Here is a 25193-nt window from a genome sequence, read left to right as displayed (position 1 = left end):
CGGCTACCAGGCCGCGGCGGCAGGCACGGCGGAGACGAGCCGCAGGCGGTGGCCCACGCCGCCGCGCCACGGGGCGGACGGCGCGAGGGACGTCGGGTACCCGGTGGGGTTGCGCTGGTGCCAGCGCCACAGGTCGAGGCAGATGTCCTCGATGCCGCGGGTGGCGCTCCAGCCGAGCTCGGCCTCCGCGCGGGCGGGGTCGGCGTACGACACGGAGACGTCGCCCTCCCGGCGGGCGGCGACGCGGTACGGCACGGTGCGGCCGGTCGCGGTCTCGAACGCGCGGACCAGCTCGAGCACGCTGGTGGGGCGGCCGCTGCCGAGGTTCCACGTGGACAGCTGCTCCTCGGCGTCACCGAGGGCCGCCAGGGCCGCGACGTGCCCGGCCGCCAGGTCGTCCACGTGCACGTAGTCGCGCATGGCCGTGCCGTCGGGGGTCGGGTGGTCGACGCCGTGCACCTCGAGCCCGTCGCGCAGCCCGGCGGCGGCCTCCGCGACGGCGGTGAGCAGGCTCGCGGACGCCCCCGTCCGGTCGGGCCCGAGGGATCCCGAGGAGTGCGCGCCCGCCGCCGAGAAGTGCCGCACGACGCCCACCCGCAGGGCGGGGCCGGCGTCGGCGACGACGTCGCGCAGGATCTGCTCGTTCATCGCGTGGCTGCGGCCCACCGGTCCGGTGGGGGCGAGCGGCGCGTCCTCGGCGTGCGGCAGGTCGCGACCCTCGCCGTACACGGCCGCCGACGACGACACGACGAGGCGGTCGACGCCGTACCAGGCCATGCAGCGCAGCAGCGTGAAGGTGGTGCCGAGATTGGTCTCGTAGCTGTCCAGCGGGCGGACGCCGCGGGCGCTGGGGCTCTTGATGCCCGCGAGGTGCAGCACGGCGTCGAAGCGCTCGGCGTCGAAGAGCCGCTCGAGGGCGTCGATGTCCGCCCCGTCGAAGACGTGCACCGGCACGGGCCGGCCCGCCAGGACCTCCACCCGCTCCAGCGCCGCCGGGGCGCCGCGGGAGAAGTCGTCCACCACGACGACGTCGTGCCCGGCCCCGAGCAGCCGGAGCACCGTGTGAGACCCGACGTACCCGGCGCCTCCGGTCACCAGGACGCGCATGGGGTTCCTCGCTTCACAGCTCACGGCGGTTGATGTCGCGTCGTCATCTTGGTGGCCTGCATCGCCCGCCCGCAGGCGATTTGAGGAAGGTCAGAGGGTGCGAACCGTCACTCGACCGTCAGGCGACCGGCACCTGCGCGAGCTCCTGCGTGCACCGGGTGAGCGCCACGTAGAGCCCGTTCCAGCCCCGCGGCTCGGCCGCGATGCCGTCCGGGTCGACCACGACGGCGGCGTCCCACTCGAGGCCCTTGGCGTCCGTCGCGGACAGCGCGGGCACGCCCTCCGGCAGTACCGCGCGGAGCGTGGCCAGCCGGGAGGCGGGGGCGACGACGCCGACCGTGCCACCCTCGTAGCGCCCCCTCATCCCGGTGACGGCGTCGGCGACGACGCCCGGCCACGTGCGCTCGTCGGCGTCGGCCCACCAGGGCGCGACCGGCGCGGACCGGACGGCGCGGGGCGGGGCGTTGCGGCTGCCGGCCCGCCGCAGCACCGGGACGGTGAGCTCCATGACCTCGCGCGGCGTGCGGTAGCAGATGGTGAGGTCGGCCCGACGCCACCGGTCGCCGAGGGCGTCGCCGACGGCCTCGCCCCAGTCGGTCTGGCGGTGCGCGGACGACGCCTGGTCGATGTCGCCGACGGCGGTGACGGACCGGGTGGGGCAGCGGCGCACCACCATGTGCCACTGCATGCCGGACAGCTCCTGCGCCTCGTCCACCACCACGTGCCCGTACGTCCAGTCCCGGCGGGCGGCGGCCCGCGCGGCGACGAAGACGTCGTGGTCGCCGTCGGAACCGTCGTCGGACCCGTCGTCGGGCCCGGCGGCGGCGCCGTCGCGCGGGTCGCCGAGCAGGTCGGCGAGGGCGTCGAGGAGCGGGACGTCGCTGCTCGCCCAGCCGTCCGCGCCACCCGCAGGTTCGGCGACGACGCGCGCGACCTCCGCGGCCGTGAGGTCGGGGGCGTGCGCGGACAGCAGGTCCCGGTCGTGCAGCAGGCGGGCGAGCTCGGCGGCCGGGTCGCGCCGCGGCCACCACGCCTCGAGCGTCGCGGCGACGCCCCGGTCGGCGGCGACCCGCGCGTGCAGCGCCTCGAGGTCGGCCTCGGACAGCACGCCGTCGACGTCGGAGCCCGTCGCGCCGGTGGGCAGGGCCCGGTCGTCGGCGGCGGCGAGCCGGGCGTCGAGCTGGCCCAGCACGTCCTCGAAGCCCTCCTCGGCGCGGGCGAGCAGCTCGGCCTGGCGGTCGGCGACGGCGTCGACCAGGAGGTCGTGCACGCGCTCGGTCACCCGGTCGCGCGCCTGGTGGTACGAGCCGGCGCCCACCGCGCCGCGGCGCGCGGCGGCCACCTGGGCCGCGGGCAGCACGTACTCCTCGCCGTCGAGCGCGAGGGCGAGCGGGCCGTCGTCCGGCTCGAGCGACGCGACGAACCGGCGCAGGGTCGGCAGCCACGACGACCGGCCCTTGAGCTCCGCGACGTCGCGCCCCTCGGTGCGCGCGGGCCGCACGCCCGGCACGAGCGTGTCGCAGGTGGCGGAGACGACCGCCGTCTCCCCGAGCGCCGGCAGCACCTGGGCGATGTAGTCGAGGAAGCGCGTCGACGGGCCCAGCACGAGCACGCCGCGCGCCGCCAGGTGCGGCTGCGCGAACAGGAGGTAGGCGACGCGGTGCAACGCCACGACCGTCTTGCCGGTTCCCGGGCCGCCCTGCACCACCAGCGGGGTGCGGGCGTCCGCGCGCACGACGTCGTCCTGCTCCCGCTGCAGGGTGGCGACGGCGGTGCCCATCCGGCCGGTGCGCCGCTCGTCCAGCGCGGCGAGCAGCGCCCCCTCGCCGACGAGGCCCGAGTCGTCGAGCCCGCCGTCGAGCGGCTCGTCGTCGACGCCGACGACCTCCGGCCCGCGGGTGCGCACGTGCCGCCGCCGGCGCACTCCCTGCGGGTCCACCGGCGTCGCCGTGTAGAACGGGCGGGCGACGGCGGCGCGCCAGTCCACGACCAGCGGCTCGTCGTCCTCGGTGGCGCCGGGCAGCCCGACGCGGCCGAGCCGGCGCACCGATCCGTCGTCGCCGTCGAGCCGGCCGAAGACCAGGCCGTGGTCCGCCGCCCGCAGCTCCGCGCGCCGGCTCCGCAGCCGCGCGATCCGCGCGCGGGCCGCCGCGTCCTCGGGACGCGCGGTGGTGAGCGTGCGCTCCAGGTCGTCGAGCACCGCGGCGCGTCGTGACCACGCGGCGTCGAGGGCGGCCTGCTCCCCGTCGATCGCGCTCGCGAGGACCGCGCTGGTGACCACGTCGTCGGCGGTGCCGGAGGTCGTGTCGGACGAGGTGGCGGCGGTGTGCGGGGTGGCGGGCTGGGGCACGGGACCTCTTTCGTACGGTGTACGGGCCCTGCCCCAACGCGCCACCTCCCGCGATTGTTCCCGGCCCCCGCTCGCCGCTACGGTCCGCGCGCTCAGTAGACGTACGGCCAGCCGGCGTCGTCGTAGCCGAGCAGGTTGATGCCGAGGAACGACGCGCCCGAGTCGGCGTAGTAGTGGTACATCAGCACGTCGGCGTCGACGTCGGAGAAGACGGTCTGGTGTCCTGGCCCGTGGATCGAGCCGTGCCCGGCGAGCACCTGCGTGCCGCCGCCCTCCGTCATGGGGACGCCGGCACGGTCGACGTACGGACCGGTGACCGACGTCGAGCGCCCGACCATGACGCGGTAGGTGGAGTCGGCGCCCTGGCAGCACGCGTCGAACGACACGTAGAGGTAGTAGTGGCCCCCGCGCCGGTGGATGGTGGGTGCCTCGATCGCGCCGCCCCCACGCCCGGCGATCGAGTGGAACGCGGTGCCCGAGCGCAGGCCCGACGTCGGGTCGAGGCGGATCATCTTGATGCCCGACCAGAACGATCCGAAGCTCAGCCACCACCGGCCGTCGGCGTCGACGACGAGCGCGGGGTCGATGGCGTTGAAGTCGTCGGAGGTGCGCGACTCCACGACCGTGCCGCGGTGCGTCCAGGTACCCGGGTCGCCGGTGGGGCTGGTGGCCAGGAAGATCGCCGACCGGTTCACGCCGAACGACGACGCCGAGTACCAGAGGTAGTACTGGCCGTTCGCGTACGCGATCTCCGGCGCCCACAGGTGGGTGCTGCCGCCGGTGTACGCGTCGGCCCAGGGCGTGCCGCCCGGGAACGCGGCGCCGACCTCGGTCCAGCGCGTGCGGTCGGTGGACGTCTTGAGGCGGACGCCCTCGCCGGTGCCGGCGACGAGGTAGGTGCCGTCGGGCTTCCGCACGACGTCGGGATCGTGCACCCCGGTGTCGCCGGTGACGACGCCGGGGCCGGGGTAGTCGGCGGCGCCGGCGGGGGCGGTCGTGACGACGGCGGGGCCGACCACCAGCGCGGCCGCGGTCACGGCGGTGGTCGCGCCGGCGACGAGTCTGGTCCAGGCGGTGCGGGCGTTCATGGTGCTCCTCTTCGTCGAGGTCTCTCAGTGAGCGTTCGCGTGCCCGGGGAATGTTTCCATCGTTGTAGAAGAGGCGCAAGGGTGTTGCCCCAGGTCCGCGGCGCGGCGACGACTCGGCAGGGATCGCGGAATACCGGAGAGGGGTATATGGTTGGCGGCAGCGGAGATACCCCATGGGGGTATGAATCGAGATCGCGAACCCGTCCGTCCGAGGCAAGGATCGAGCTGTGGACCACTCTCACGACCAGCACACGGGGCACCGGCGCCCCGACGCCGCGCGCGTCCTGGAGAACGACCACCACGCGCACGAGGGTCACGACGCGCACGCCGGTCACGACATGACCGCGCACGACGCGCACGCCGGTCACGACCCGCACGCCGGCCACGACATGTCGGGACACGACATGGGCGGTCACGGCGGTCACGGCGGCCACGCGGGCCACGGTGATCACGTGGGCCAGTTCCGCCGCCTGTTCTGGATCATGCTGGCGCTGGCGGTGCCGACCGTCGTGCTGTCGCCGATGTTCGCGATGGTGCTCGGGTACGAGCTCCCCGACGCGGCGTGGGTCGACTGGGTCTCGCCGGTGCTCGGCACGGTGATCTACGCGTGGGGCGGCCGGCCGTTCCTCACGGGCGCGGTGTCGGAGCTCCAGGCCCGCAAGCCCGGGATGATGCTGCTCATCGGCCTGGCGATCACGGTCGCGTTCGTCGCGTCGCTCGGCGCCAGCCTCGGCGTGCTCGACCACCAGCTCGACTTCTGGTGGGAGCTCGCGCTCCTGGTCGTCATCATGCTGCTGGGCCACTGGATCGAGATGCGGTCCCTGGCGCAGACCACGTCCGCGCTCGACTCGCTGGCGGCGCTGCTGCCGGACGAGGCGGAGCGCCTCGAGCAGGGCACGGCGGGCGAGCGGGTCGTCACGGTGCCGCCGGCGGACCTGCGCGTGGGCGACGTCGTCCTCGTCCGGCCCGGCGGCAGCGTGCCCGCCGACGGCCGGGTGGTCGACGGCCGCGCGGAGATGGACGAGTCGATGGTCACCGGCGAGTCGCGCACGGTGGGCCGCACGGTGGGCGACGCCGTCACCGCCGGCACGGTCGCGACCGACTCCGGCCTGCGCGTCGAGGTCACCGCGACCGGCGACGACACCGCGCTCGCCGGCATCCAGCGCCTGGTCGCCGAGGCGCAGGCCTCGTCGTCGCGGGCCCAGCGGCTCGCCGACCGCGCGGCGGGGTGGCTCTTCTGGTTCGCGCTCGGCGCCGCCGTCGTCACCGCGATCGCCTGGACGGCGTTCGGGCTGCCGGACGACGCCGTGATCCGCACCATCACGGTGCTGGTCATCGCCTGCCCCCACGCGCTGGGCCTGGCCATCCCGCTGGTCGTCTCGATCGCCACCGAGCGAGCCGCCCGCGGCGGCGTCCTCATCAAGGACCGCCTGGCGCTCGAGAGCATGCGCTCCGTGGACGCCGTCCTCTTCGACAAGACCGGCACCCTCACCAAGGGCGAGCCGACGGTCGCGGAGGTCGCGACGGTGGCGGGGACGAGCGCGGGCCTGGACGAGGACGCCGTGCTGGCGCTGGCGGCCGCCGCCGAGGCGGACAGCGAGCACCCGCTGGCCCGGGCGATCGTCCGGGCGGCCGAGGCCCGCGGCCTCGACGTCCCGCGCGCGACGGACTTCTCGTCGTCGCCCGCCGTCGGCGTCGTCGCGACGGTCGACGGGCACGAGGTGCGCGTGGGCGGCCCCCGGCTGCTCGAGGAGCAGCGGGTCGACGAGGTGGCGCAGGCCGAGGCGTGGCGGGGGGACGGCGCGATCATCCTGCACGTGCTGCGCGACGGCGTCGTCGTCGGCGGGCTGAAGCTCGCGGACGAGGTGCGGCCGGAGTCCGCCGAGGCGGTCGAGGCGCTGCACCGGCTGGGCGTGCAGGTCGTGATGATCACGGGCGACGCCGAGGAGGTGGCGCGGTCCGTGGCCGACGAGCTCGGCGTCGACCGGTTCTTCGCGGGCGTGCGCCCGGAGGACAAGTCGGCGCGCGTGGCGGGGCTGCAGGCCGAGGGCCACAGGGTCGCGATGGTCGGCGACGGCGTCAACGACGCCCCCGCGCTCGCGCAGGCGGACGTCGGCATCGCGATCGGCGCCGGCACGGACGTCGCGATCGCGTCGGCGGGCGTCATCCTCGCCAGCGACGACCCCCGGTCGGTGCTGTCCGTGATCGAGCTCTCGCGGACCGGCTACCGCAAGATGAAGCAGAACCTCTGGTGGGCGGCGGGCTACAACCTGCTGTCCGTGCCGCTGGCGGCGGGCGTGCTCGCCCCGGTCGGGTTCGTGCTCCCGATGTCCGTCGGCGCGCTGCTGATGTCGCTGTCCACCGTGGTGGTGGCGCTCAACGCGCAGCTGCTGCGGCGGCTGGACCTGCAGCCCGACGTCGTGACCCGCGACGTCCTCGGACGCTGACGGCGGGCCCGACACCGGTCCTCCGGTGCGAGATCGGTCGACGCCCCGACCGACCTCGCACCGGAGGACCGAGCTCGGCTCAGCCGATCTCGAGCCGGATGGCGTCGTAGGCCGCCTCGTTCCACAGGTGCTCGGCGCCGGCGTTGATCTGCAGCGTGATCTCGTTGCCGGCCGGCTTCAGCAGGCCCGCGTCGAAGGCGATCTCGCGGGTGTGGTTCCGCCCGCCGCGCGCGCTGCGGTACGTGGCGCCCTTCGCGTCCTCGGGCCCGAAGGTCCAGACGAACGGCTCCCCGTTGACCGTGATCGTGAGGTTGCTGTTCTCCGGCGGCACCGGCAGCGCGGAGCCCATGGCCCACGCCGCCAGCGCGATCGTCAGGGTGGCCTGCGCGCCCGCCGCCGGCGCGCGGTCGAGGTCGAACAGGATGCGCCACGGGCTCTCCTGCCGGGTGACGTGCAGCCGGTACGTCGTCGCCCCGCCGTCGCCGTCGCTCACCACGAGCTCGAGGACGGTGCGCTGCGCGTGCAGGGGCACGGCGAGCCCCTCCTCCGGCACGACGTCGCCCCCGATCGTCACCTGCGCGCCGCCGCGGCCCGCGGCCCGGACGACGACCGACTCCTGGTCCCAGGGCAGGTCGACGGCGAAGTCGGAGCGGAAGGTGCTGAAGCCCGGCACCAGGTCCGCGCCGTCGACCTCGAGGCCCGCGAGCACGGGGAGGGCGGCGTCCGCCGCGAGGATCTCGACGGCGTTGAGGCGCCCGTCGCCGCCGGCGAGGAGGTCGAGGCGGCCCCCGGTGACGGTCACCGTCGCGGTGTGCACGGCGTACTCGCCCCGGCCCGAGTCCAGGGCGACGGGCTCGCCGCCGCCGAACGAGACCCGGGTCTTGTTGGCCGCGATGTCGTCGCCGGAGAGCACGGTGACCTCGTACTCGCCGTCGGGCAGGTCCACCGCGAAGGTGTAGCCGGACCCCACGACGAAGTCGCGCTGCAGGTCCCCGTCCGACCCGCGGTCGCGGGAGTCGACCGCCCGGTCGAGGCCGAAGCCCGCCCCGGCGGAGTACAGCGTGTTCTGCGCGACCCGCTGGTACCCGGCGGCGACGGGGCTGGACGCGGTGCCGAAGTCGAACAGCCGGACGCCGTCGGCGTCCTCGGGGAGGACCGTGCCCTCCGGCGCCTGCACCGGGTACGACCGCTGGTACTGGATGTAGTTCCAGTCCTTCGCCGTGCTCGTGCCGACCCTGTACGTGACGCCGTCGGGGAAGTCGTCGTGGAACGACTCGAACAGGCCGTAGCGCCGGAACTCCCGGCCGTGGCGGAACTCCCGGGAGTCGCGGGTGGGGGTGCCGAGCTGGAACACCGTGCGACCGTGGCTCGTAGGCTCCCACAGCATGCGACCGAGCGTGACCTCCTGGCCGGCGCCCACCTGGACGTCGTCGATCACGTACTCGCCCCACAGGCCGCCGCCGTAGACGGTGAGGCGGTAGGTGCCGGGGCGCACGTGGTCGAGGACGAACCGGCCGCCCTCGGCGACGTCCGCCCAGTAGTTGTGGCCCAGCACGGAGTCCTGCATGGGCGTGCCGTTGTCCGACAGGACGACGACGGCGCCCTCCAGGTTCGGCGTGCCGGGGACCCGCACCGTGCCGCGCACGCGGGAGCGCTTCGCGGTGGGAGTCCAGCCCTCGATCGCGAGCCGGTCGTAGAATTCGGCGTGCGCCTCGAAGCGCGCCTGGCGGGCGGCGTCGCGGCGCAGGGCGCGCGGGTCGTCGCCCTTGTTGAGGTACACGAAGTACGGCCCGTACGTCTTCTGCCACGCCTGACCGGCGGCGACGCGCACCGGTGGCGCGCCGTAGTGGGTGGCCTGCGGCTCCACGAGCAGCACGGGGGTGTCGCCGGTCTGGTGCAGGATCAGGTCCTGGCGCACCGGACCGCCGCTGAACCCCTCGAGGTTCGGCAGGGCGGCCCACATGCCGTAGCCGCTGCCGTACAGCCCGTGCAGGCTGTGGTCCTTCATGGACACGGCCCAGTCGTACTTCGTGTAGTAGCGGCGGGGATAGGCGGAGCCGGTGCCCTCGAGGTCGTAGGTCGCGTCCATCACCATCTCGGCGCGTGAGATCTCGCCGCCGGTGGGCATGCGGGCGGCGGCCTCGCGCCACCGGACGGCGTCGGCGTCGTCCTCGACCGAGGCGTGCGTGAAGACGCCGCCGGCCGTGTAGAAGACGTACCGGTGCTGGTCGGTGCGGAAGCCGTGCAACGCCGCCGGGTGGTCGTAGCTGTACGCGAGGTGGATGCCGGCCTCGCCGGAGCGCACGACGTGGTGCCGCACCAGCCAGCACGGCATGTCGCCGGACGGGCTGTGGTGGTACGCGACGTCGACGAAGTCCTGCTCGACCCGGACGGTGAGGTGGTTGTCCGCCGGCGGGAGCGGAAGCCCCCCGCCCTCGCGGACGGTGTTCATGTCGTAGTTCCCGCGGCCGACCAGGTTCACGCCGTCGTAGACGAGCGAGGTGGTCCGACCATTCGACTTGTCGACGGTGAGGCGGACGAGGCCGTTGTCCACGACGACGTGCGTGTCCGTCTCGACGACCTCAGGCGGTCCCGAGGCGGCGGCGCGTGGGGCTTGTACCCACGGCAGCAGGGCTGTTGCGGTGATCCCGGCCAGCTTCCCGAACGTGCGCCGCGTCATTGCGGCCGATGTGGTCATGCCACGGGAAATTAGCACGATTCAATCGCCGATTGGAAGGATTCATTAGACGACTGGAGTGTCGAGCTCAGTCCGCGGGCGGGAGGGCGGCGGTCAGGTCCACCTCCACGAGCTGGCCGGGGAACCCCAGCTGGGCCACCCCGAGCAGCGTGCTGGCGCTGGTGAAGGCGGGGGCCAGGGGCGAGGCGAGCAGTCGCCGCCAGGTCGCCGCCAGGTCCGCGCGGTCGTCGCTGCGGACGTAGACGACGGACCGCACGACGTCGTCGGGCGCGGCGCCCGCGCCGTCGAGCGCGAGGAGCGCGTTGGCGACGACCTGGTCGACCTGGGCCGCCAGGTCGTCGGTCCCGACCAGGCGACCGTCGGCGTCGAGCGGGCACTGCCCCGCCAGGTATGCCGTCCGCCGTGCCTCCACGATCGTGACGTGGTGGTAGCCCGGAGTCACGTGCAGGCCTGCGGGGTCGAGGCGCGTGATCGTCATGGCCCGAGTGTCACGGCCTCCGGCGTCGTGGTCGACGGATTTCGTGGTCCGCCGCGACGGAGGACCACGAGGTTGAGCGCGGCCGCGGCGAGCAGCACGACGGCGGTGGCGACGAAGACGGCGCGCAGGCCGGCCTGCGCGGCGACCAGGCCGCCGAGCACCGGCCCCGCCACCTGCCCCACGTACTGCGCGGAGACGCCGAGCCCGAGCACGCGGCCGACGGCGTCCGGCGGGGCGAGGTGGCGCACGGCCGCGGTGATCGACGGCAGCAGACCGCCGAGGCTCAGGCCCAGCAGCACGCGCAGCACGCCGAGCTGCCAGACGTTCGACACGAGCGCCTGCGCGAGGGCCAGCACGCCCGCCGCCGCGAGGCAGGCGATCACCACGCGTGTGTGGCCGACGCGGTCCGCGAGCCGGCCCACCCGCGGCGCCGCGACGACGCTGCCCACGGCGGTCAGCGCGACGAGGATCCCCGCGACGCCGGCGGCGTGGGAGAGCTGGCCCAGGTCCTCGACGTAGACGGTGACGATCGGCTCGATCGACATCGTCGAGAACAGCAGCAGGCTCGACGTCGCCAGCAGCGCGACGACGGCGCCCGGGCGCTGCACCTGCGACCACACGCCGTGACGGCGGGTGGTGACCCGGGGCGGACGCGGCCCGGCCGGCGGCTCGCGGAGCAGGAACGTCGTGGCGAGGAACGCCACGAAGATCACCGCCCCGCACACGACGAACGTCGGCCGGATGCCCACCCAGGCGGGCACGAACCCGCCCACCAGCGGCCCGACGACGTTGCCCGCCAGGATGCCCGACGACAGCACCCCGAGCGCCCACGCGCTGCGGTCCTTCGGCGTCTGCGCGACGACGAGGATCGTGGCGCCGGAGGAGTAGCCGCCGAGCAGGCCCACCAGCAGCCGCACCGCGACGAGCTGCTCGACGCTCTGCACGAACCCGAGCAGCGTCATCGCGACCGCCATGCCCAGGCTGGCGCGCACCAGCATGGACTTGCGGCCGAACCGGTCGCCGAGCATCCCCCACAGCGGTGCGGTGAGCGCCGCCGTGAGGAACGTGGCCCCGTACGCGACGCCCGACCAGCGCACGACCGCGGCCGGGTCGTCCACGCCGAGCTGCCGCACGTACTCCGGCAGGAACGGCACCAGCAGCGTCATCGCGACGAGCGTGGTGAACGACCCGACCGTGCCGACGGCAAGGTTGCGCCGCCAGTGCCGCTGCTCGGGGTCGGCGACGGCGGGGTCCTCGACGTCAGGGCTGGTCATGCCTCAAGGTCTACACCCGATGTCCGTTCCGTGGGACCATTCGTCTCGTATCGTGGCTACACGGTCACGGTGAGCCGCACCGTCGCGAAGGCCGCGGGCGGCAGCTCGACGGTGAGGACGCCACCCTCGAGCCGGACGCCGTCGAGCGGGCGCGGGGCTACGACGTCAGGTGCGTCGAAGGTGTTGTGCGCGGCGGGGTCGTCGGCGGCGAGCACGGTGGCGACGGGGTCGCTCACCGCGTGCCCGCGCAGGTCGATCCGCACGGTGGCCGGGGCGTCCGGGTCGAGGTTGGTCAGCGACACCAGCGCCGCGCCGTCCTTCGTGGACGCCGACGCCGAGACGGTCCCGACGGCCGTGCCGTCGACGTCGTGCGTGGCCCGAGGCGACCGCTCGCGCACCGGCAGGCTCGCGGCGTCGTGGTGGCCCGCGCTCATCGCGAAGGCGTGGAACGTGGGCGTCTTGATCATCGTGGCGCCGTCCGTGAGCAGCATGGACTGCAGCACGTTCACCGTCTGCGCGATGTTCGCGAGGCGCAGCCGGCGGGCGTGGTCGTGGAAGGCGTCGAAGTGCACCGACGCGACGAGGGCGTCGCGCATCGCGTTCTGCTGGTACAGGAAGCCGGGGTTGGTGTCCTTCTCGACGTTCCACCAGGTGCCCCACTCGTCGAGCGCCAGACCGAGCCTGGCCTCGGGGTCGTAGGCGTCCATCACGGCCGAGTGCCCGGCGATGATGCGGCGCACGTCGAGCGCCTTGCGCATCGTGGCCCAGTACTCGTCGCGCGTGAACTCGGTGGCGGCGCCCTTGTCCCCCCACGTCCCGGCGAACGTGTAGAAGTGGAACGACACCATCTGCCACAGGTCGCGCGGCTCCGCGTCGCCGAGCTTCGCGACCTGCTGCATGAGGGTCTCGGTCCACGCGTAGTCGTCGTCCGACGCACCCGCCGCGACCCGCACCAGCGTGTTGCCGCCGTGGTCGCGCGCGTACGTCGCGTGCTGCCGCGCGAGCGACGCGAACTGGTCGGCGCGCAGGTTGCCGCCGCAGCCCCACGGCTCGTTGCCGATGCCGAAGAACGACACGCCCCACGGCTCGTCACGACCGTGCTCGCGGCGCAGGCGCGCCATCGGCGAGTCGTCGCCGCGGGTCAGGTACTCCACCCAGTCCGCGGTCTCCTGCACGGTGCCGGAGCCGACGTTCCCCGAGATGTACGGGGCCGTGCCGAGCAGGTCGCACAGCGCCATGAACTCGTGCGTGCCGAAGGAGTTGTCCTCCACGACGTCGCCCCAGTGGGTGTTGACGATGCGGGGACGGTCGGCTGCCGGGCCGACGCCGTCGCGCCAGTGGTACGTGTCGGCGAAGCAGCCGCCCGGCCAGCGCAGGTTCGGGATGGCCAGCTCGCGCAGCGCCTCGACGACGTCGGTGCGGATGCCGCCGACGTTCGGGATGTCGGAGTCCTCGCCCACCCAGAAGCCCTCGTAGATGCACCGGCCGAGGTGCTCGGCGAAGTGCCCGTACAGGTGGCGGCTGATCGTAGGGCCGGGGACGTCGAGGTCGACGACGGCGTCGAGGGCGAGGTCGGGCGTGGTCGTGGACAGGTCGTTCACGGGGGAATCCTCCAACGTTGCAGGTGGCGGTCAGACGATACCTGCGGAGCACCGCGCGGATGCCAGACTCCTCACGTGCCGAACACCCCGGATCCCGCCCCCGCACCGGCGCTCGTCCCCACCTGGCTGCGTGCCGCGACGCTCGCCGTCGCGGCCGCCGCCGTCCTCGTCGTCGCCTGGGGGTGCGCGACGGCGTGGGGGGCGGTGGTGCACGGCCACCCCGCGTACGCGGTGCTGCTGGCGCTGACGCTGGCGGGGGCGGCCGTCGCGGGGGTGCGGGCGCTGCGCGGCCGGCCCGCGCGGCCGGGGTGGCGGCGCGCGCTGCGGGTGGCGCTGCTCGTCCTCGCAGCGGCGTGGGTCGTGCTGGTCGCGTGGCTGCGCCCGTTCGGCGCGGTCGAGCCGGCGCTCTCGGCGATGCGCTCGGACGACGCGGTGACGGTCACGGAGGGCGCCACGCGGTACGTGCTGACCCCTGTCGACGGCGGAGACGGGACGGCGGTGCTCTTCCAGCCCGGGGCGCGGGTCGACGCCCGCGCGTACGCGGCGGTGCTGCGGCCGCTGGCCGAGGCGGGGCACACCGTCGTCGTGGCGAAGCAGCCGCTCGGGATCGCTTTCCTCGCCACGGGCGCGCTCGACGACGCCCGCGCGGCGGTGGCCGCGGACCGCTGGGTGGTGGGCGGCCACTCGCTGGGCGGCACCGTCGCGGCCATGGCGGCGGACGCCGCGGACGACGACGCCGAGGCACCCGCGGCCGGGCTGCTGCTGTTCGCCTCCTACCCGGCGGGCGACCTGAGCGGCACGCTGACCGCCGCCGTCGCGTCCGTCTCCGGCAGCGAGGACGGGCTCGCCACCCCGGCGAAGATCGACGCCTCGCGCGCCGACCTGCCCGCCGACGCCGCGTTCACCGTCGTCGAGGGCGCGGTGCACGCGTACTTCGGCGACTACGGCCCGCAGCCCGGCGACGGCACCCCGACGATCACGCACGACGACGCCCGCGCGCAGATCTCGGGCGCCGCCGTCGCGTTCGTCGACGGCCTCGCGCGATAGCCGCTCCCGCGGCTGCGGTACTACCTCGGCGAACCGGGTACTACCTCGGCGAGATCGGTACTACCTCGCGGGTCGACGGGCGGCCGGGCTGTTCCTGGTGCTGCACCGCGTGGTCAAGGTGACGATCGTCGGCGCGCTGGTGGCCGGGTCGCGACGGGTCTACCCGTGGGCGGTCGGCGCGCTCGGGGTCTTCCTCGTGGTCCAGCTGGTGCAGACGGTCGTCTCGCCCGGGCTCGGCGTCGCGCTGCTCGCCGCGCTCGACGCCCTGATCCTGTGGTTGACGGGGCACGAGTGGCGCCGGGGCCGCTCGTTCCGCGACGCGTGGCGCAGCGTGCTCCACGGGTGGTTCCCCGGGCGGGTCACACCCCGTCCAGGGTGAGGTGCACGACCACCTCGTCGCCGTCGTCCACGCCCTCGGGCCGGCGCACGGAGTCCTTGAGCGGCACGAGGTAGCCGCCGTCCTTGGGGAACAGCGACGTGGTGAACGACGTCGCGCCGAGGCGACCGGTCACGGGGATGACGCCCCAGCCGTACGTGACCAGCGCCGCGACCGCGGCGATACGCTCCGCCTCGGCGTCGGGGACGGCCACGTAGTAGTACGGCGCGGGACCGCGCCACTGGAACACCTCGCCGCGCACCTCGAGCTCCATGCGCCCAGGCTGCCGCGAGACCCTGACACGGGCGAGCTCACGCGAGGTCGAGGACGGCGTAGCCGTGCCCGTCGAGGCGCACGACGTCGCCCTCCCGGCTGAGCCCGCGCGTCTCGACCTCGCGGGCACCGGCCGCCCCGGGCACCGCGATCGACACGGCCGCGCGGCCCGGGTTGAGCACGACGGCGAGCGAGCCGCCCCGCGTGTAGGCGAACGGGTAACCGGTGGCCAGCACGTCGACGTCGGCGGCGGCGTCCAACCGCGGGTCCGAGGTGCGCAGGTGCGCCAGGCGGCGCACGAGATGCAGCAGCGAGCCCTCGTCGTCGAGCTGGGCGGCCACGGTGGGCCGGTCCGGGTCCGGGTCCTGCGGCAGGTAGCGCGACTCCGCCACGTCCGGTCCGAGCCGGCCGGGCGGCACGTCGCCCCACTGCATCGGGGTGCGCGAGCCCGCGCGGTCGTAGGTCGGGTTGAGCCGCGAGCCCTCGAGCGTCGGGGTGTCGGGGACGAACCGCATCCCGATCTCGTCGCCGTAGTAGATCGACGGCATGGACGGCCAGGTGAGCGTGAGGACCAGCGCCGCGCGTGCCTGCTCGGCGTCCCGCGCCCCGGCCACGAGCCGCGTGAAGTCGTGGTTCGACGTCGGCAGGCCGGTGAGCCCGCCGCGCCCGGACGCGGCGATCGCGCCGGTCGCCTCCTCCCAGGCGCGGACGAAGGTGCCGGCGTCGCCCTGGGCCTCGGCGTCGGCCCAGCTCGGTACCTCGCCCCACGACGGCTGCACCGTGCCCGCGCCGTTGTTCCACAGGGAGCGGAGCGGCAGGCCGTCGTCGTCGCCCCCGAACTGGAGGAAGAAGTCGGCATGGAAGCCGGACGGGACGGAGACGCGCGGGTCGCCCCACTCGCTGATCAGCACGCGGCCGGGGTAGGTGGCGTCGAGCCAGGCGCGGTTCTCGCGCCACAGGCGGCCGGTCTCGACCAGGCCCGGGTCGTCCTTGACGAGCGACGCCGCCATGTCGACACGGAACCCCGCGACGCCGAGGTCGAACCAGTGCGCCATGATCTCGCGCAGCGCGGCGCGGTTCGCCCGCGGGCCCGCGGCGTCGACCGGGCTGCGCCACGGCTGGGCGGGGTCGGGCCGCGCGAACCCGAAGTTCAGCGCCGGCTGCACCGGGAAGAAGTTCGGCAGGTAGAACCCGCCGCGCCGGCCCGGGCCGGGCTCGAAGCCGTCGACGGGGACGTCGCTCCACACGTACCGGTCGTCGCCGGGGTCGTCCGCCGACGCGGCGAACCAGGGGTGCTGGTCGGAGGTGTGGCCGGCCACGAGATCGAGCAGCACGGCGATGCCGCGGCGCCCGGCCTCTTCGGTGAGCTCCGCCAGGTCGTCGTTGGTGCCGTAGCGCGGCGCGATCGTCATGAAGTCCGCGACGTCGTACCCGGCGTCGGCGAACGGGGACACGAAGCACGGGTCGAGCCACACCGCGCCCACGCCCAGCCAGCGCAGGTAGTCGAGACGCGCCGTGATCCCGGCGAGGTCGCCGATCCCGTCGCCGTTCCCGTCGGCGAAGCTCTGCGGGTACAGCTGGTACAGGACGGTGCGCCCGAGGCGCGGGGCGAGGTCGACGGCAGCGTGCGGGGACGTGGGGGAGTGGGTCGGCACCGAGGCTCCTGTGGATCGGGATCGGATCGGGATCTGGATCGGGTTCGGACGGGACAGCAGGCGGGGTCAGACGACGCCGGTCGTGCCGAGCAACGACCCGAGGGCGAAGGTGACGCCGAGGGCCAGCGCGCCGCCGACGACGACGCGCGCGACGGACCGGGTGCGCGACGACCCACCGATCCAGGCGGCGATCGACCCGGCCGCGCCGAGGGCGGCGAGCACGACGACGAACGTGCCGGCGACCTTCCACGGCTCGGGGATGAACAGCACGGCCAGCATCGGCAGCACGCCGCCGCACAGGAACGCGAGCAGCGACGCCCAGGCGGCGTGCCACGGGCTGACGACGTCGTCGGGGTCGATGTTCAGCTCGGCGGACAGGTGGGCGCCGAGAGCGTCGTGGTGCGTGAGCTCGGTCGCGACCTGCCGCGCCGTGCCCTCGCTGAGGCCCTGCTGGCGGTAGAGGCCGACGAGCTCGTCGAACTCCTCGTCCGGCATGGTGGCGAGCTCGTGCTTCTCCTTGGCGATGAGCGCCTTCTCGCTGTCCGACTGGCTGGACACCGAGACGTACTCGCCGAGCGCCATCGAGATCGCGCCGCCCACCAGGGCCGCGAGCCCCGCCGTGAGGACGGGCGCCCGCTCCGGCGTCGCGCCGGCGACGCCCACGACGACGGCGGCCACGGAGACGATGCCGTCGTTGGCGCCGAGCACGCCCGCCCGCAGCCAGTTCAGCCGCTGGGCGAGGCCGCCCGCGTGCGGCTCGCCTGGGTGCGGTTCGCCGGAGTGGGCGGTCGGGGTGGTGTCGGGGCGGCTGGACATGTGCCCAGCACAGCACCTGGCCGGCGGTCGAGCCTGTCGAAACCCGGGGCGAGGTCTCGACAGGCTCGAACGGCGACGTCAGGCGTGCGTGGGGTGCTCGTGCTCCGGATGGGTCTCCGGCTCGACCTGGAACGTGGAGTGCTCCACCGCGACGTCGAAGTGGGTGGCCACGCACTCCTGCAGCTCGTCGAGGATGCGCCCGGCGTGCCCGTCGGTGAAGCAGCCGGAGTCGACGACGACGTGCGCCGACAGGATCGGCAGGCCCGTGGCGATGAGGGAGGCGTGCACGTCGTGCACGTCGCGCACGTGGTCCACCTCCAGCAGGTGGGCGCGCACCTCGTCGAGGTCCAGCCCGGGCGGGGTGGACTCCAGCAGCACCGACCCCGCGGCCCGCAGGAGCTTCACCGCGCGCGGCAGGATGAGCGCCCCGATGAGGAGCGCGGCGACGGCGTCGGCCCGCTGCCAGCCGGTGGTGGCGATGACGATCGCGGCGACGATGACCCCCACCGACCCCAGCGCGTCGTTGATCACCTCGAGGAAAGCGGCCCGCAGGTTGAGGTTGGCGTCGCGGCGGCTCGCCAGGACCGCCATCGAGGCGAGGTTGCCGACCAGCCCGATGACGCCGAAGACGACCAGCTGCGTGGACGGGATCTCCGGCGGTTCGGCGAGCCGCAGCACCGCCTCCACCAGCACGTACACGCCGACGACGAGCAGCACGGCCGCCTGCGCCAGCGCGGCGAGCACCTCGGCCCGCCGGTAGCCCCAGGTGCGCTGCGGCGACGCGGGCCGCAGGGAGAGGTGCGCGGCGAACAGGGCCAGCGCGAGGCCCCCGGCGTCGGTGAGCATGTGGGCCGTGTCGACCAGCAGCGCGAGGCTGCCGGTGAGGAGCGCCCCCACGGCCTGGGCGACGAGGATCGTGGCGGTGATGCCGAACGCGATCGCCAGCCGGCCCCGGTGGTCGGCGGCGCCGTGCGCGTGGTCGTGGTCGTGGCTCACGCGGCGTCCTCGGAGCCGGCGCGCCCGTGGGGCGCGCCCGGCGTCGCGCACGTGCAGTCCGGGCCGCAGCAGTCCGGGTCGACGACGAGCGCCAGCCGCAGCATGTCGCCGAGCGCGTGCGCGAGGTGCGGGTCGGACAGCCGGTACTCGGTGCGGCGCCCGTCCTGGCGGCCCACGACCAGGCCGCAGCCGCGCAGGCATGCGAGCTGGTTGCTCATCACCTGCTTGGAGACGCCGAGCGTGGCGGCCAGGTCGGACGGGTAGGCGGGGGCGTCGCGCAGCGCGAGCAGGATGCGCGCGCGGGTGCCGTCCGACAGCGCGTGCCCGAGCCGAGCCAGCGCGGCGGTGTGCGTGAGCGTCACGGTCTCCATGGGCGCGACGGTACATGTTCTCGTGTACTGATGCCAGGCTGTCGGCAGTCACGGGTGGGGGTCAGGCGGCTGCCGGGGCGATCGCATCGAGGACGGCGCGGTCGTCGTCGGTCAGCCGGATCGCCGCGGCGGCGACGTTCTGCTCCAGGTGCGTGACGTCGCCCGTGCCGGGGATGGCGAGCACGTGCGGCCCGCGGTGCAGGGTCCACGCCAGCCGTACCTGGGCCGGCGTCACGCCGTGACCCGCGGCGACGGCGGCTACCGCCTCCGCCCCCGTCTCGTCCGGGGTGTTGCTGCCCGGCACGGCCCCGGGGACCGCGGCACCCATGGAGAAGAACGGCACGAACGCGATGCCGAGCTCGCCGCACCGCGCGAGCAGCCCGTCGTCGGAGCGGTCGGTGAGGCCGTAGCGGTTCTGCACGCAGACGACCGGGACCACGGCCCGCGCCTCCTCGAGCTGTGCCACCGAGACGTTGGACAGCCCGACGTGGCGCAGGAGCCCGGCGTCGCGCAGCTCGGTCAGCGCGCCCACATGCTCGGCGACCGACCCGTCGGCGGCGCCCAGGCCGGTGCCCCAGCGCAGGTTGACGACGTCCAGCTGGTCCAGGCCGAGCTGCCGGATGTTCTCCTCGACCTGCCCCCGGAGCTGGTCGGGCCGTGCGTACGGCTCGAACTCGAAGACGCCGTCGCGGGGACGGCTGGGGCCCACCTTGGTGGTGATCACGAGGTCGTCGGCGTAGGGCTGGAGGGCCGTGCTGATCAGCTCGTTCGCGGAGCGCCGGGGGACGAAGTAGAAGGCCGCGGTGTCGATGTGGTTCACCCCGAGCTCGACGGCGCGGCGCAGCACGGAGATCGCCTCGCGGCGGTCCCGGGGCACCTCGTCCCACGGCATGCCGGTGGTCCGCATCGCGCCGAAGCCGAGCCGGTTCACGGTGCGGTCGCCGAGCTGCCAGGTGCCGGCGGCTGCGGCGGCCGGAGCGGTCGGAGGGGTCGCGAGGGGAGCGGTGTTCGTCGTCATGTCGCCAGCCTGCGCCGCCGTCGACCGGCCCCCGCCGGGATGGCAGCTTGTTGCCAGGCGCCGCAGCTTCCTGGCAGGGGGAGCAGAATCGATGCCATGCAGACCGGTGAAGCCGTGACGGTCGTGCGCGGCGAGGAGGAGCTCCTCGCGCGGACGGCGCACCTGTTCGCGAGCGCGACCGACGTCGCTTGTGCGGCCAACGACCTGTTCACCTGGCAGGAGGCGCACGCCGCGGCGCCCTCGCCGTTGTGCCCTGCCCGGACCCCGGAGACGCGCATCCGCAAGGTCTACCGCTCGGGGATGCTGCTCGACCCCGTGGCCGCCCGCCGGCTGGAGACGATCCGCGACCGCAACGGCGCGCAGATCCGCATCACCGCCGACGAGATCAACGAGACGATCATCCTGGACCGCCGGCTCGCGATCCTCGCGGGCGACATGCGCGCCGGACGACGCAGCTACAGCGTCGTCACCCAGCCCGAGGTGGTGCAGGGCGTGGTCTCGCTGTTCGACGTGGCCTGGAGGTCGGCCACCGACCTCGCGGCCTACGACGCCCGGATCGCCGAGATCCGGCAGCTCGCGCCGCAGGTGCTCGACCTGCTCGGGCAGGGGGTCAAGGACGAGACCGCGGCCCGGTCCCTCGGCCTCGGGGTGCGCACCTACCGCCGCCGCGTCGCCGAGCTGCTGGCCGCGCTCGGCGCCACGTCGAGGTTCCAGGCGGGCGTGCGGGCGCGGGAGCTGGGCCTGGTCTGAGCCGTCGTCAGGCGTGCCGCGTCGGCACGTAGACGAGCTCCTGCGTGCGGCCGTCGAGCGTGCGCGTCTCCACGAGCTCGAGGTCGAAGTCCGCGGCGCCGCGGAACAGCGGGTCGACGCCGGTCTGCCCGGTGATCACCGGGAACAGCGTCACGCGCAGCTCGTCGACCAGGCCCGCGGCCATCAGCGCGCGGTTCAGCGACAGGCTGCCGTGCGACCGCAGCGGCACGGGCGACTCCTGCTTGAGCCGGCCGACGACCTCGACCGCGTCGCCGGCGGCGACGGTCGCGCCGCCCGGCCAGTCGAGGGGTTCGCGCAGGGTGCTCGACACGACGGTCGCGGGGGTGCGGACCATGCGGGTGACCCACGGGTCGTGCACGTCGGAGCCAGGGGTGCCCGCGGCGAGCATCTGGACGAACGCCCGGTACGTGGTGGCGCCGAGGACCATCCGCTGCTCGGTGTCGAACAGGTGGAGCCGGTGCTCGAGCAGCTCGGGGCCCTGCTTGCCCCAGTAGCCGGTCCAGTCGCCGTGCGCGGCGCCGAACCCGTCCAGGCTGGAGAAGACGTCGAACGTGTAGGTCGTGGCCATGGTCAGCTCCTCGGTCGGCGGGCCGCCTCAGTTCTTGAACATGACTGTACGACTTCGACGCGCTACCCGCCCGGGCGCACCAGACCCGTCTCGTAGGCGAGCACGACGAGCGCGGCACGGTCACGGGCGTCCAGCCGCGTGAGCAGCCGGCTCACGTAGGTGCGCGCGGTGGCCGGGCTGAGGTACAGGTCGCGGGCGATCTCGTCGTTGGTGAGCCCGCGCCCCACCAGGGTGAGCACCTCGCGCTCGCGCTCGGTGAGGCCGGCGACCGCGGCGTCGTCGAGCCGGCGCGGCGCGTCGGCGACGGCACGCATCGCCGCGGCCGTGACGGCGGGGGACAGCAGCGAGTCGCCGGCGGCCACGGTGCGGATCGCGGCGCGCAGGTCGCCGGGGGACACGTCCTTGAGCAGGTAGCCGGCCGCGCCCGCGCGGATGGCCTCGACCACGTGCTCGTCCTCGTCGAACGTGGTGAGGACGAGCACGCGGACGGCGCGCAGCTCCGGGTCCGCGACGATCGCCCGCGTCGCCTCGATGCCGTCCAGGCCCGGCATCCGCACGTCCATCAGCACGACGTCGGGCCGCAGCTCGCGCACCCGCGCCAGGCCGGCGCGGCCGTCGGCCGCCTCGCCGACGACCGTGATGTCGCCGTCGAGCTCCGCCAGCGGCCGCAGCCCCGCGCGCACCAGCTCCTGGTCGTCGACCAGCACCACCCGGATCATGGCTCCAGTCTGGCCGGTCGGCCCGTCGGGTCGGCAGTTCGCGCTCGGCGCGGCAGCTCGAGCTGCCGCGCCGAGGACGAAGTGCCGCGCCGAGCACGGGCTGCCGCGTCGACGGGGGCCCTGCCTCAGCGGGGGAGCGTCGCCGGGAGGTCCGCGACGACGGCGAACCCGCCGCCGGGCGCGTCGCCCGCGGTGAGCGTGCCGCCCAGCAGGCTCGCGCGCTCGCGCATCCCCGCGAGGCCGGCGCCCGCCCCGACGCCGGCGCCCGCCCCGACGCCGGCGCCCGCCCCGACGCCGGCGGCCGACCCGCGGCCGTCGTCGGTCACGCTCAGGCGCAGCCGCCCGTCGTCGACGGCCGCCTCGACCCGCACGTGCCGGGCGTCCGCGTGCCGCAGCACGTTGGTCAGCGCCTCCTGGGCGATGCGGTAGGCGGCGGCGTCGATCGCGTCGCTCAGCGCGCCCGGCGCGACGGCGTCGACCACCTCGACGTCGACGCCGGCCGCCCGCACCGGCGCGACGAGGCCGTCGAGGCCGGTCAGGCCGAGGGCGCCGCGAGGCGCGGCGTCGGGCGCGGGCTCGCGCAGCACCTTCACCGTGGCCCGCAGCTCGTCGAGGGTGCCCGACGCCGCCTCCCGGACCCGGGCGAGGGCGTCGTGCGCGGCGTCGTCGTCCCGCCCGACCGCCTCGTCGGCGACGCCGGCGTGCAGCGCGACGACCGACAGGTGATGGCCGACGGTGTCGTGCAGGTCGCGGGCGATCCGCAGCCGCTCGGCCTGGAGCCGCTCCTGCGCGGCGTGCGCCTCCTGCTCCGCCGTGAGCTCGCGGACCAGGGCGGCGCGCTCACGGGCCTCCCGCGCCAGCCGGACGGCGACGCCGAGGGCGACCGCCGCCGCCGTCAGCGCGACGTTGGTGACCAGGTCGTAGGCCGTGAGCGCGACGCTCGGGTCGACGTCGTCGCCGGTCATGCGGAACCAGGTGGCGACCGCGACCAGCACGGCGCCGGTGCCCGCCGCCCAGCCGGTGCGCCCCCGCTCCGCCGCCGCGTACAGGGCGGCGACCGCGGGCAGCACCATGCCGATCGGCGCGAAGCCGAGGGCGTAGTAGGCGCACACCCCGAGGAACGTGAGCACGAGCATCGTGCGCGGGGCGACGCGGCGCAGCAGCACCAGCGCGCCGAACCCCGCCGCGAACAGGTACGCCGCCGCACCGGCGTCGCCCTGGCCCGACGGGTCGGCTGCGATGACGACCGCGACGACGAGCGTCGACGCCAGCACCAGGACGACGTCGGTCACCCACGGGCTCGGCGGCGCCGTCGCGGACGAGGTCATGCCCGTCAGGCTAGGCGCCAACCGCCTGTTCGGCGGCGGGAGGTCGGGGTCGGGTCAGGGTCGGTGTCGCCCCGGGGCGACAGCAGGAGACGCTCGCGGGCCGATGTGTCGCCCCGGCCTCGGCGGGGAGGGTCGGGGCATGACCTCGAACCAGCCTTCTCCCCAGCCCCTTCCACAGCCCCTGACGCCGCCCCCGGCGCCCGCCCGCGCCGGCATCTCCTGGCCGCTCGTCGCCGGGCTCGCGTCGATGGCGCTGCTCTGGCCGCTCACCGGGCTCACCGGGATCGGCGGTGCGGGTGCGCCGCGGGCGCTGGCCGTCGTCGCGCTCACCGCCGTCGTGTGGATCGGCGTCGTCGGATTCGGGCGTGTGCCCCGACCCGTGCTCACCCTGACGATGACGGGCCTCGCGTCCGGCGTCGTCGGGCTGCTCGTCTCGACGCTGGTCGGCGGCGTCGGCCTGGGCGGCGAGGGCGCGGCCGCCTGGACGGCGCTCCCGGCGCTCGCGATGGACGCCGGCTGGGGCGCGCTCGCCGGCCTCGTCGCGCTCGGCGTCCAGAAGGCCCGCGGCGGCGCCCGATGACGACGCGCCCGACACCGGCACGACGACCGACGCGCCGCGCGGTGCTGCGCGCGACGGCGCTCGCCGCCGTCGTCCCGCTCCTGGCCGCCGGGTGCGGCGCGATCCCCGGCTCGGTGACGTCCGTCGACGAGCCGGGGTTCGACCGCGCGCTGCCGATCCCGCCGCTCGCGGAGTCGGAGGTGGTGGACGGCGTGCGCACCTTCCGCCTCACCGCGCAGGAGGGCACGACCGAGCTGCTGCCCGGCACCCGGACCCCGACGTGGGGCTACGACGGCCCGTACCTCGGCCCGACGCTGCGGGCGGAGCGGGGCGAGCAGGTCGCCGTCGAGGTGACCAACGACCTCCCCGAGACCACCAGCGTGCACTGGCACGGGATGCACCTGCCCGCGGCGATGGACGGCGGACCGCACCAGGCGGTCGAGCCGGGTGCCACGTGGCGGCCGACGTGGACGATCGACCAGCCCGCCGCGACCCTCTGGTACCACCCGCACCCGCACGGCGAGACCGAGAAGCACGTCTACCGCGGCCTCGCGGGGCTCTTCCTGCTCGACGACGACGCGTCGCGCGCCGCCGACCTGCCGCGGGAGTACGGCGTCGACGACGTCCCGGTGGTCGTGCAGGACAAGGTGATCGGCGACGACGGCCGCCTCGTGCTGAAGGACGACGGCGGCGAGCCGGGCACGCTCGGCAGCACGGTCGTGACGAACGGGGTCGCCGGCGCGTACCAGCGCGTCACGACCGAGCGGGTGCGGCTGCGGCTGCTCAACGGGTCGACGGCGCGCACGTACGCCCTGGGCTTCGCCGACCGGCGGATGGACCTCGTCGCCACCGACGGCGGGCTGCTGGAGGCGCCCGTCCGTCTGGACCACGTGCGCCTCGCGCCGGGGGAGCGGGCGGAGGTGGTGGTCGCGATGCGGCCGGGCGAGACGACGCGGCTGCACTCGTCCGAGGCCGACCTGGGTGGCGTCGCGGCGCCGTTCGCGATGGGCGGCAACGACGCGTTCGACGTGCTGGAGCTGCGCGCGGCGGACGAGCTCGCGCCGTCGCCGGAGCCGTCGTGGGGGCGCTCGGGGCACGCGGCCGAGGACGCGCTGCACGAGGAGGACGCGACCGTGACCCGCACGTTCGACCTCGACGAGCGCACGATCAACGGCGAGCGCATGGACGCCGGCCGCATCGACGAGGTCGCGACGGTCGGCAGCACCGAGGTGTGGGAGGTGCGCAACACCATCCCGATGCCGCACAGCTTCCACGTGCACGACGTGCAGTTCCGGGTCCTCACGATCGACGGCGAGGCCCCGCCGCCCCGGCTCGCCGGCCCGAAGGACACCGTCTACCTGGAGCCGCGCCGCACCTACCGGCTGCTGATGCGGTTCGAGGACTACACGGACGACGTGCTGCCGTACATGTACCACTGCCACATGCTGCTGCACGAGGACGAGGGGATGATGGGCCAGCTCCTCGTCGTCGAACCGGGGTCGGGCGCGCGGCCCGGGCCGTCGGAGGCACTGTCGCGGCGCGACGGCGGCCACGACGGCGGCCACGACGCCTCCGGTCCCGTGGTGGGTGACGGGTACGGCCCGCGCCGGTCCGCTGTCGGGCACCAGCACGGCTGACCTGCGCGAACGGGCT

The 25193-nt window shown here is 74.9% G+C and carries 21 protein-coding genes and 1 pseudogene; 6 read left to right on the top strand and 16 right to left on the bottom strand.

Annotated elements, in window-relative coordinates:
- Nucleotides 1–3: 3 nt before the first annotated feature.
- The 3 genes from galE to ACFQ8T_RS00715 all read right to left on the bottom strand — a co-directional run bounded on the left by galE (nt 4) and on the right by ACFQ8T_RS00715 (nt 4545).
- A complete protein-coding gene (gene galE, locus ACFQ8T_RS00725; protein WP_430544656.1) occupies nt 4–1107 on the bottom strand; it encodes a UDP-glucose 4-epimerase GalE in 1104 nt (367 codons plus the stop codon).
- Between the two features lie 118 nt (nt 1108–1225).
- Nucleotides 1226–3457, bottom strand: a complete 2232-nt coding sequence (locus ACFQ8T_RS00720) for a HelD family protein (RefSeq protein WP_430544655.1) — start codon at nt 3455–3457, stop codon at nt 1226–1228.
- 92 nt (nt 3458–3549) lie between these two features.
- Nucleotides 3550–4545 (bottom strand): arabinan endo-1,5-alpha-L-arabinosidase, encoded by a 996-nt coding sequence (locus tag ACFQ8T_RS00715; protein WP_430544654.1) that lies wholly within the window; start codon nt 4543–4545, stop codon nt 3550–3552.
- A gap of 338 nt (nt 4546–4883) precedes the next feature.
- Here ACFQ8T_RS00715 and ACFQ8T_RS00710 point away from each other — a divergent pair, with 338 nt between their 5' ends.
- The gene (locus ACFQ8T_RS00710) at nt 4884–6992 is read left to right on the top strand and encodes a heavy metal translocating P-type ATPase (RefSeq protein WP_430545081.1); all 2109 of its coding nucleotides are present in this window, start codon (nt 4884–4886) and stop codon (nt 6990–6992) included.
- Between the two features lie 79 nt (nt 6993–7071).
- On the opposite strand, the gene ACFQ8T_RS00705 is transcribed toward ACFQ8T_RS00710, so the two are convergent.
- The 4 genes from ACFQ8T_RS00705 to ACFQ8T_RS00690 all read right to left on the bottom strand — a co-directional run bounded on the left by ACFQ8T_RS00705 (nt 7072) and on the right by ACFQ8T_RS00690 (nt 13034).
- A complete protein-coding gene (locus tag ACFQ8T_RS00705; protein ID WP_430544653.1) occupies nt 7072–9690 on the bottom strand; it encodes a polysaccharide lyase family protein in 2619 nt (872 codons plus the stop codon).
- Between the two features lie 67 nt (nt 9691–9757).
- Nucleotides 9758–10168: a RidA family protein gene (locus tag ACFQ8T_RS00700; RefSeq protein ID WP_430544652.1), complete on the bottom strand. Its 411-nt coding sequence runs from the start codon at nt 10166–10168 to the stop codon at nt 9758–9760.
- On the bottom strand, nt 10165–11442 hold the full coding sequence (locus tag ACFQ8T_RS00695; protein ID WP_430544651.1) for an MFS transporter: 1278 nt from the start codon (nt 11440–11442) through the stop codon (nt 10165–10167). Before ACFQ8T_RS00695 ends, ACFQ8T_RS00700 begins: the two co-directional genes overlap by 4 nt.
- A gap of 56 nt (nt 11443–11498) precedes the next feature.
- The gene (locus ACFQ8T_RS00690) at nt 11499–13034 is read right to left on the bottom strand and encodes an alpha-N-arabinofuranosidase (RefSeq protein WP_430545080.1); all 1536 of its coding nucleotides are present in this window, start codon (nt 13032–13034) and stop codon (nt 11499–11501) included.
- A gap of 84 nt (nt 13035–13118) precedes the next feature.
- Between ACFQ8T_RS00690 and ACFQ8T_RS00685 the strand changes: the two genes are divergently transcribed.
- Together ACFQ8T_RS00685 and ACFQ8T_RS00680 are read left to right on the top strand one after the other, a co-directional pair.
- Entirely contained in the window at nt 13119–14090 is a 972-nt protein-coding gene (locus tag ACFQ8T_RS00685) for an alpha/beta hydrolase (protein WP_430544650.1), read from the top strand.
- Nucleotides 14091–14175: 85 nt separating this feature from the next.
- Nucleotides 14176–14469 (top strand): annotated as a pseudogene (locus tag ACFQ8T_RS00680) (DUF2127 domain-containing protein); the annotation flags it as partial.
- Here ACFQ8T_RS00680 and ACFQ8T_RS00675 read toward each other — a convergent pair.
- From ACFQ8T_RS00675 to ACFQ8T_RS00650, 6 genes are all read right to left on the bottom strand, one after another.
- The gene (locus tag ACFQ8T_RS00675) at nt 14450–14740 is read right to left on the bottom strand and encodes a DUF1905 domain-containing protein (protein ID WP_430544649.1); all 291 of its coding nucleotides are present in this window, start codon (nt 14738–14740) and stop codon (nt 14450–14452) included. The pseudogene ACFQ8T_RS00680 and the gene ACFQ8T_RS00675 overlap by 20 nt on opposite strands.
- Nucleotides 14741–14777: 37 nt before the next feature.
- On the bottom strand, nt 14778–16394 hold the full coding sequence (locus ACFQ8T_RS00670) for an alpha-amylase family glycosyl hydrolase (protein WP_430544648.1): 1617 nt from the start codon (nt 16392–16394) through the stop codon (nt 14778–14780).
- A 66-nt stretch (nt 16395–16460) separates the two neighbouring features.
- Nucleotides 16461–17210, bottom strand: coding sequence for a VIT family protein (locus ACFQ8T_RS00665; RefSeq protein ID WP_430544647.1), 750 nt, complete (start codon nt 17208–17210; stop codon nt 16461–16463).
- Nucleotides 17211–17288: 78 nt separating this feature from the next.
- Nucleotides 17289–18206 (bottom strand): cation diffusion facilitator family transporter, encoded by a 918-nt coding sequence (locus ACFQ8T_RS00660; RefSeq protein ID WP_430544646.1) that lies wholly within the window; start codon nt 18204–18206, stop codon nt 17289–17291.
- Nucleotides 18203–18577, bottom strand: a complete 375-nt coding sequence (locus ACFQ8T_RS00655) for an ArsR/SmtB family transcription factor (RefSeq protein WP_430544645.1) — start codon at nt 18575–18577, stop codon at nt 18203–18205. The genes ACFQ8T_RS00660 and ACFQ8T_RS00655 overlap by 4 nt, the downstream gene beginning before the upstream one ends.
- 61 nt (nt 18578–18638) lie before the next feature.
- Nucleotides 18639–19595: an oxidoreductase gene (locus ACFQ8T_RS00650; RefSeq protein ID WP_430544644.1), complete on the bottom strand. Its 957-nt coding sequence runs from the start codon at nt 19593–19595 to the stop codon at nt 18639–18641.
- 96 nt (nt 19596–19691) lie between these two features.
- Here ACFQ8T_RS00650 and ACFQ8T_RS00645 point away from each other — a divergent pair, with 96 nt between their 5' ends.
- Complete coding sequence (locus tag ACFQ8T_RS00645) at nt 19692–20345, top strand: DNA-binding response regulator (protein ID WP_430544643.1); 654 nt, start codon at nt 19692–19694, stop codon at nt 20343–20345.
- Nucleotides 20346–20352: 7 nt separating this feature from the next.
- On the opposite strand, the gene ACFQ8T_RS00640 is transcribed toward ACFQ8T_RS00645, so the two are convergent.
- From ACFQ8T_RS00640 to ACFQ8T_RS00630, 3 genes are all read right to left on the bottom strand, one after another.
- Nucleotides 20353–20934, bottom strand: a complete 582-nt coding sequence (locus tag ACFQ8T_RS00640) for a dihydrofolate reductase family protein (protein WP_430544642.1) — start codon at nt 20932–20934, stop codon at nt 20353–20355.
- 62 nt (nt 20935–20996) lie between these two features.
- A complete protein-coding gene (locus ACFQ8T_RS00635; RefSeq protein WP_430544641.1) occupies nt 20997–21653 on the bottom strand; it encodes a response regulator in 657 nt (218 codons plus the stop codon).
- A gap of 125 nt (nt 21654–21778) precedes the next feature.
- Nucleotides 21779–22981: a sensor histidine kinase gene (locus ACFQ8T_RS00630; RefSeq protein WP_430544640.1), complete on the bottom strand. Its 1203-nt coding sequence runs from the start codon at nt 22979–22981 to the stop codon at nt 21779–21781.
- Between the two features lie 139 nt (nt 22982–23120).
- On the opposite strand from ACFQ8T_RS00630, the gene ACFQ8T_RS00625 reads away from it, so the two are divergent.
- Both ACFQ8T_RS00625 and ACFQ8T_RS00620 read left to right on the top strand, forming a co-directional pair.
- Nucleotides 23121–23561 (top strand): hypothetical protein, encoded by a 441-nt coding sequence (locus ACFQ8T_RS00625; RefSeq protein ID WP_430544639.1) that lies wholly within the window; start codon nt 23121–23123, stop codon nt 23559–23561.
- Complete coding sequence (locus tag ACFQ8T_RS00620) at nt 23558–25177, top strand: multicopper oxidase family protein (protein WP_430544638.1); 1620 nt, start codon at nt 23558–23560, stop codon at nt 25175–25177. The genes ACFQ8T_RS00625 and ACFQ8T_RS00620 overlap by 4 nt, the downstream gene beginning before the upstream one ends.
- Nucleotides 25178–25193: the final 16 nt, after the last annotated feature.

The sequence above is a fragment of the Isoptericola sp. NPDC056618 genome (assembly GCF_042792715.1).
Taxonomy (GTDB): Bacteria; Actinomycetota; Actinomycetes; order Actinomycetales; family Cellulomonadaceae; genus Isoptericola; species Isoptericola nanjingensis.
Note: the sequence above shows the minus strand (reverse complement) of the source record. Positions and strands in the feature narration are given on the sequence as shown.

Excerpts from the sequence above, each read along its gene's own strand:
- ACFQ8T_RS00645 (WP_430544643.1), top strand. The coding sequence starts at position 19,692 with ATGCAGACCGGTGAAGCCGTGACGGTCGTGCGCGGCGAGGAGGAGCTC.
- ACFQ8T_RS00715 (WP_430544654.1), bottom strand. The coding sequence starts at position 4,545 with ATGAACGCCCGCACCGCCTGGACCAGACTCGTCGCCGGCGCGACCACC.
- ACFQ8T_RS00650 (WP_430544644.1), bottom strand. The coding sequence starts at position 19,595 with ATGACGACGAACACCGCTCCCCTCGCGACCCCTCCGACCGCTCCGGCC.
- ACFQ8T_RS00710 (WP_430545081.1), top strand. The coding sequence starts at position 4,884 with ATGACCGCGCACGACGCGCACGCCGGTCACGACCCGCACGCCGGCCAC.
- ACFQ8T_RS00630 (WP_430544640.1), bottom strand. The coding sequence starts at position 22,981 with ATGACCTCGTCCGCGACGGCGCCGCCGAGCCCGTGGGTGACCGACGTC.
- ACFQ8T_RS00665 (WP_430544647.1), bottom strand. The coding sequence starts at position 17,210 with ATGTCCAGCCGCCCCGACACCACCCCGACCGCCCACTCCGGCGAACCG.
- ACFQ8T_RS00635 (WP_430544641.1), bottom strand. The coding sequence starts at position 21,653 with ATGATCCGGGTGGTGCTGGTCGACGACCAGGAGCTGGTGCGCGCGGGG.
- ACFQ8T_RS00700 (WP_430544652.1), bottom strand. The coding sequence starts at position 10,168 with ATGACGATCACGCGCCTCGACCCCGCAGGCCTGCACGTGACTCCGGGC.
- ACFQ8T_RS00695 (WP_430544651.1), bottom strand. The coding sequence starts at position 11,442 with ATGACCAGCCCTGACGTCGAGGACCCCGCCGTCGCCGACCCCGAGCAG.
- galE (WP_430544656.1), bottom strand. The coding sequence starts at position 1,107 with ATGCGCGTCCTGGTGACCGGAGGCGCCGGGTACGTCGGGTCTCACACG.
- ACFQ8T_RS00655 (WP_430544645.1), bottom strand. The coding sequence starts at position 18,577 with ATGGAGACCGTGACGCTCACGCACACCGCCGCGCTGGCTCGGCTCGGG.
- ACFQ8T_RS00620 (WP_430544638.1), top strand. The coding sequence starts at position 23,558 with ATGACGACGCGCCCGACACCGGCACGACGACCGACGCGCCGCGCGGTG.
- ACFQ8T_RS00625 (WP_430544639.1), top strand. The coding sequence starts at position 23,121 with ATGACCTCGAACCAGCCTTCTCCCCAGCCCCTTCCACAGCCCCTGACG.
- ACFQ8T_RS00705 (WP_430544653.1), bottom strand. The coding sequence starts at position 9,690 with ATGACCACATCGGCCGCAATGACGCGGCGCACGTTCGGGAAGCTGGCC.
- ACFQ8T_RS00675 (WP_430544649.1), bottom strand. The coding sequence starts at position 14,740 with ATGGAGCTCGAGGTGCGCGGCGAGGTGTTCCAGTGGCGCGGTCCCGCG.
- ACFQ8T_RS00640 (WP_430544642.1), bottom strand. The coding sequence starts at position 20,934 with ATGGCCACGACCTACACGTTCGACGTCTTCTCCAGCCTGGACGGGTTC.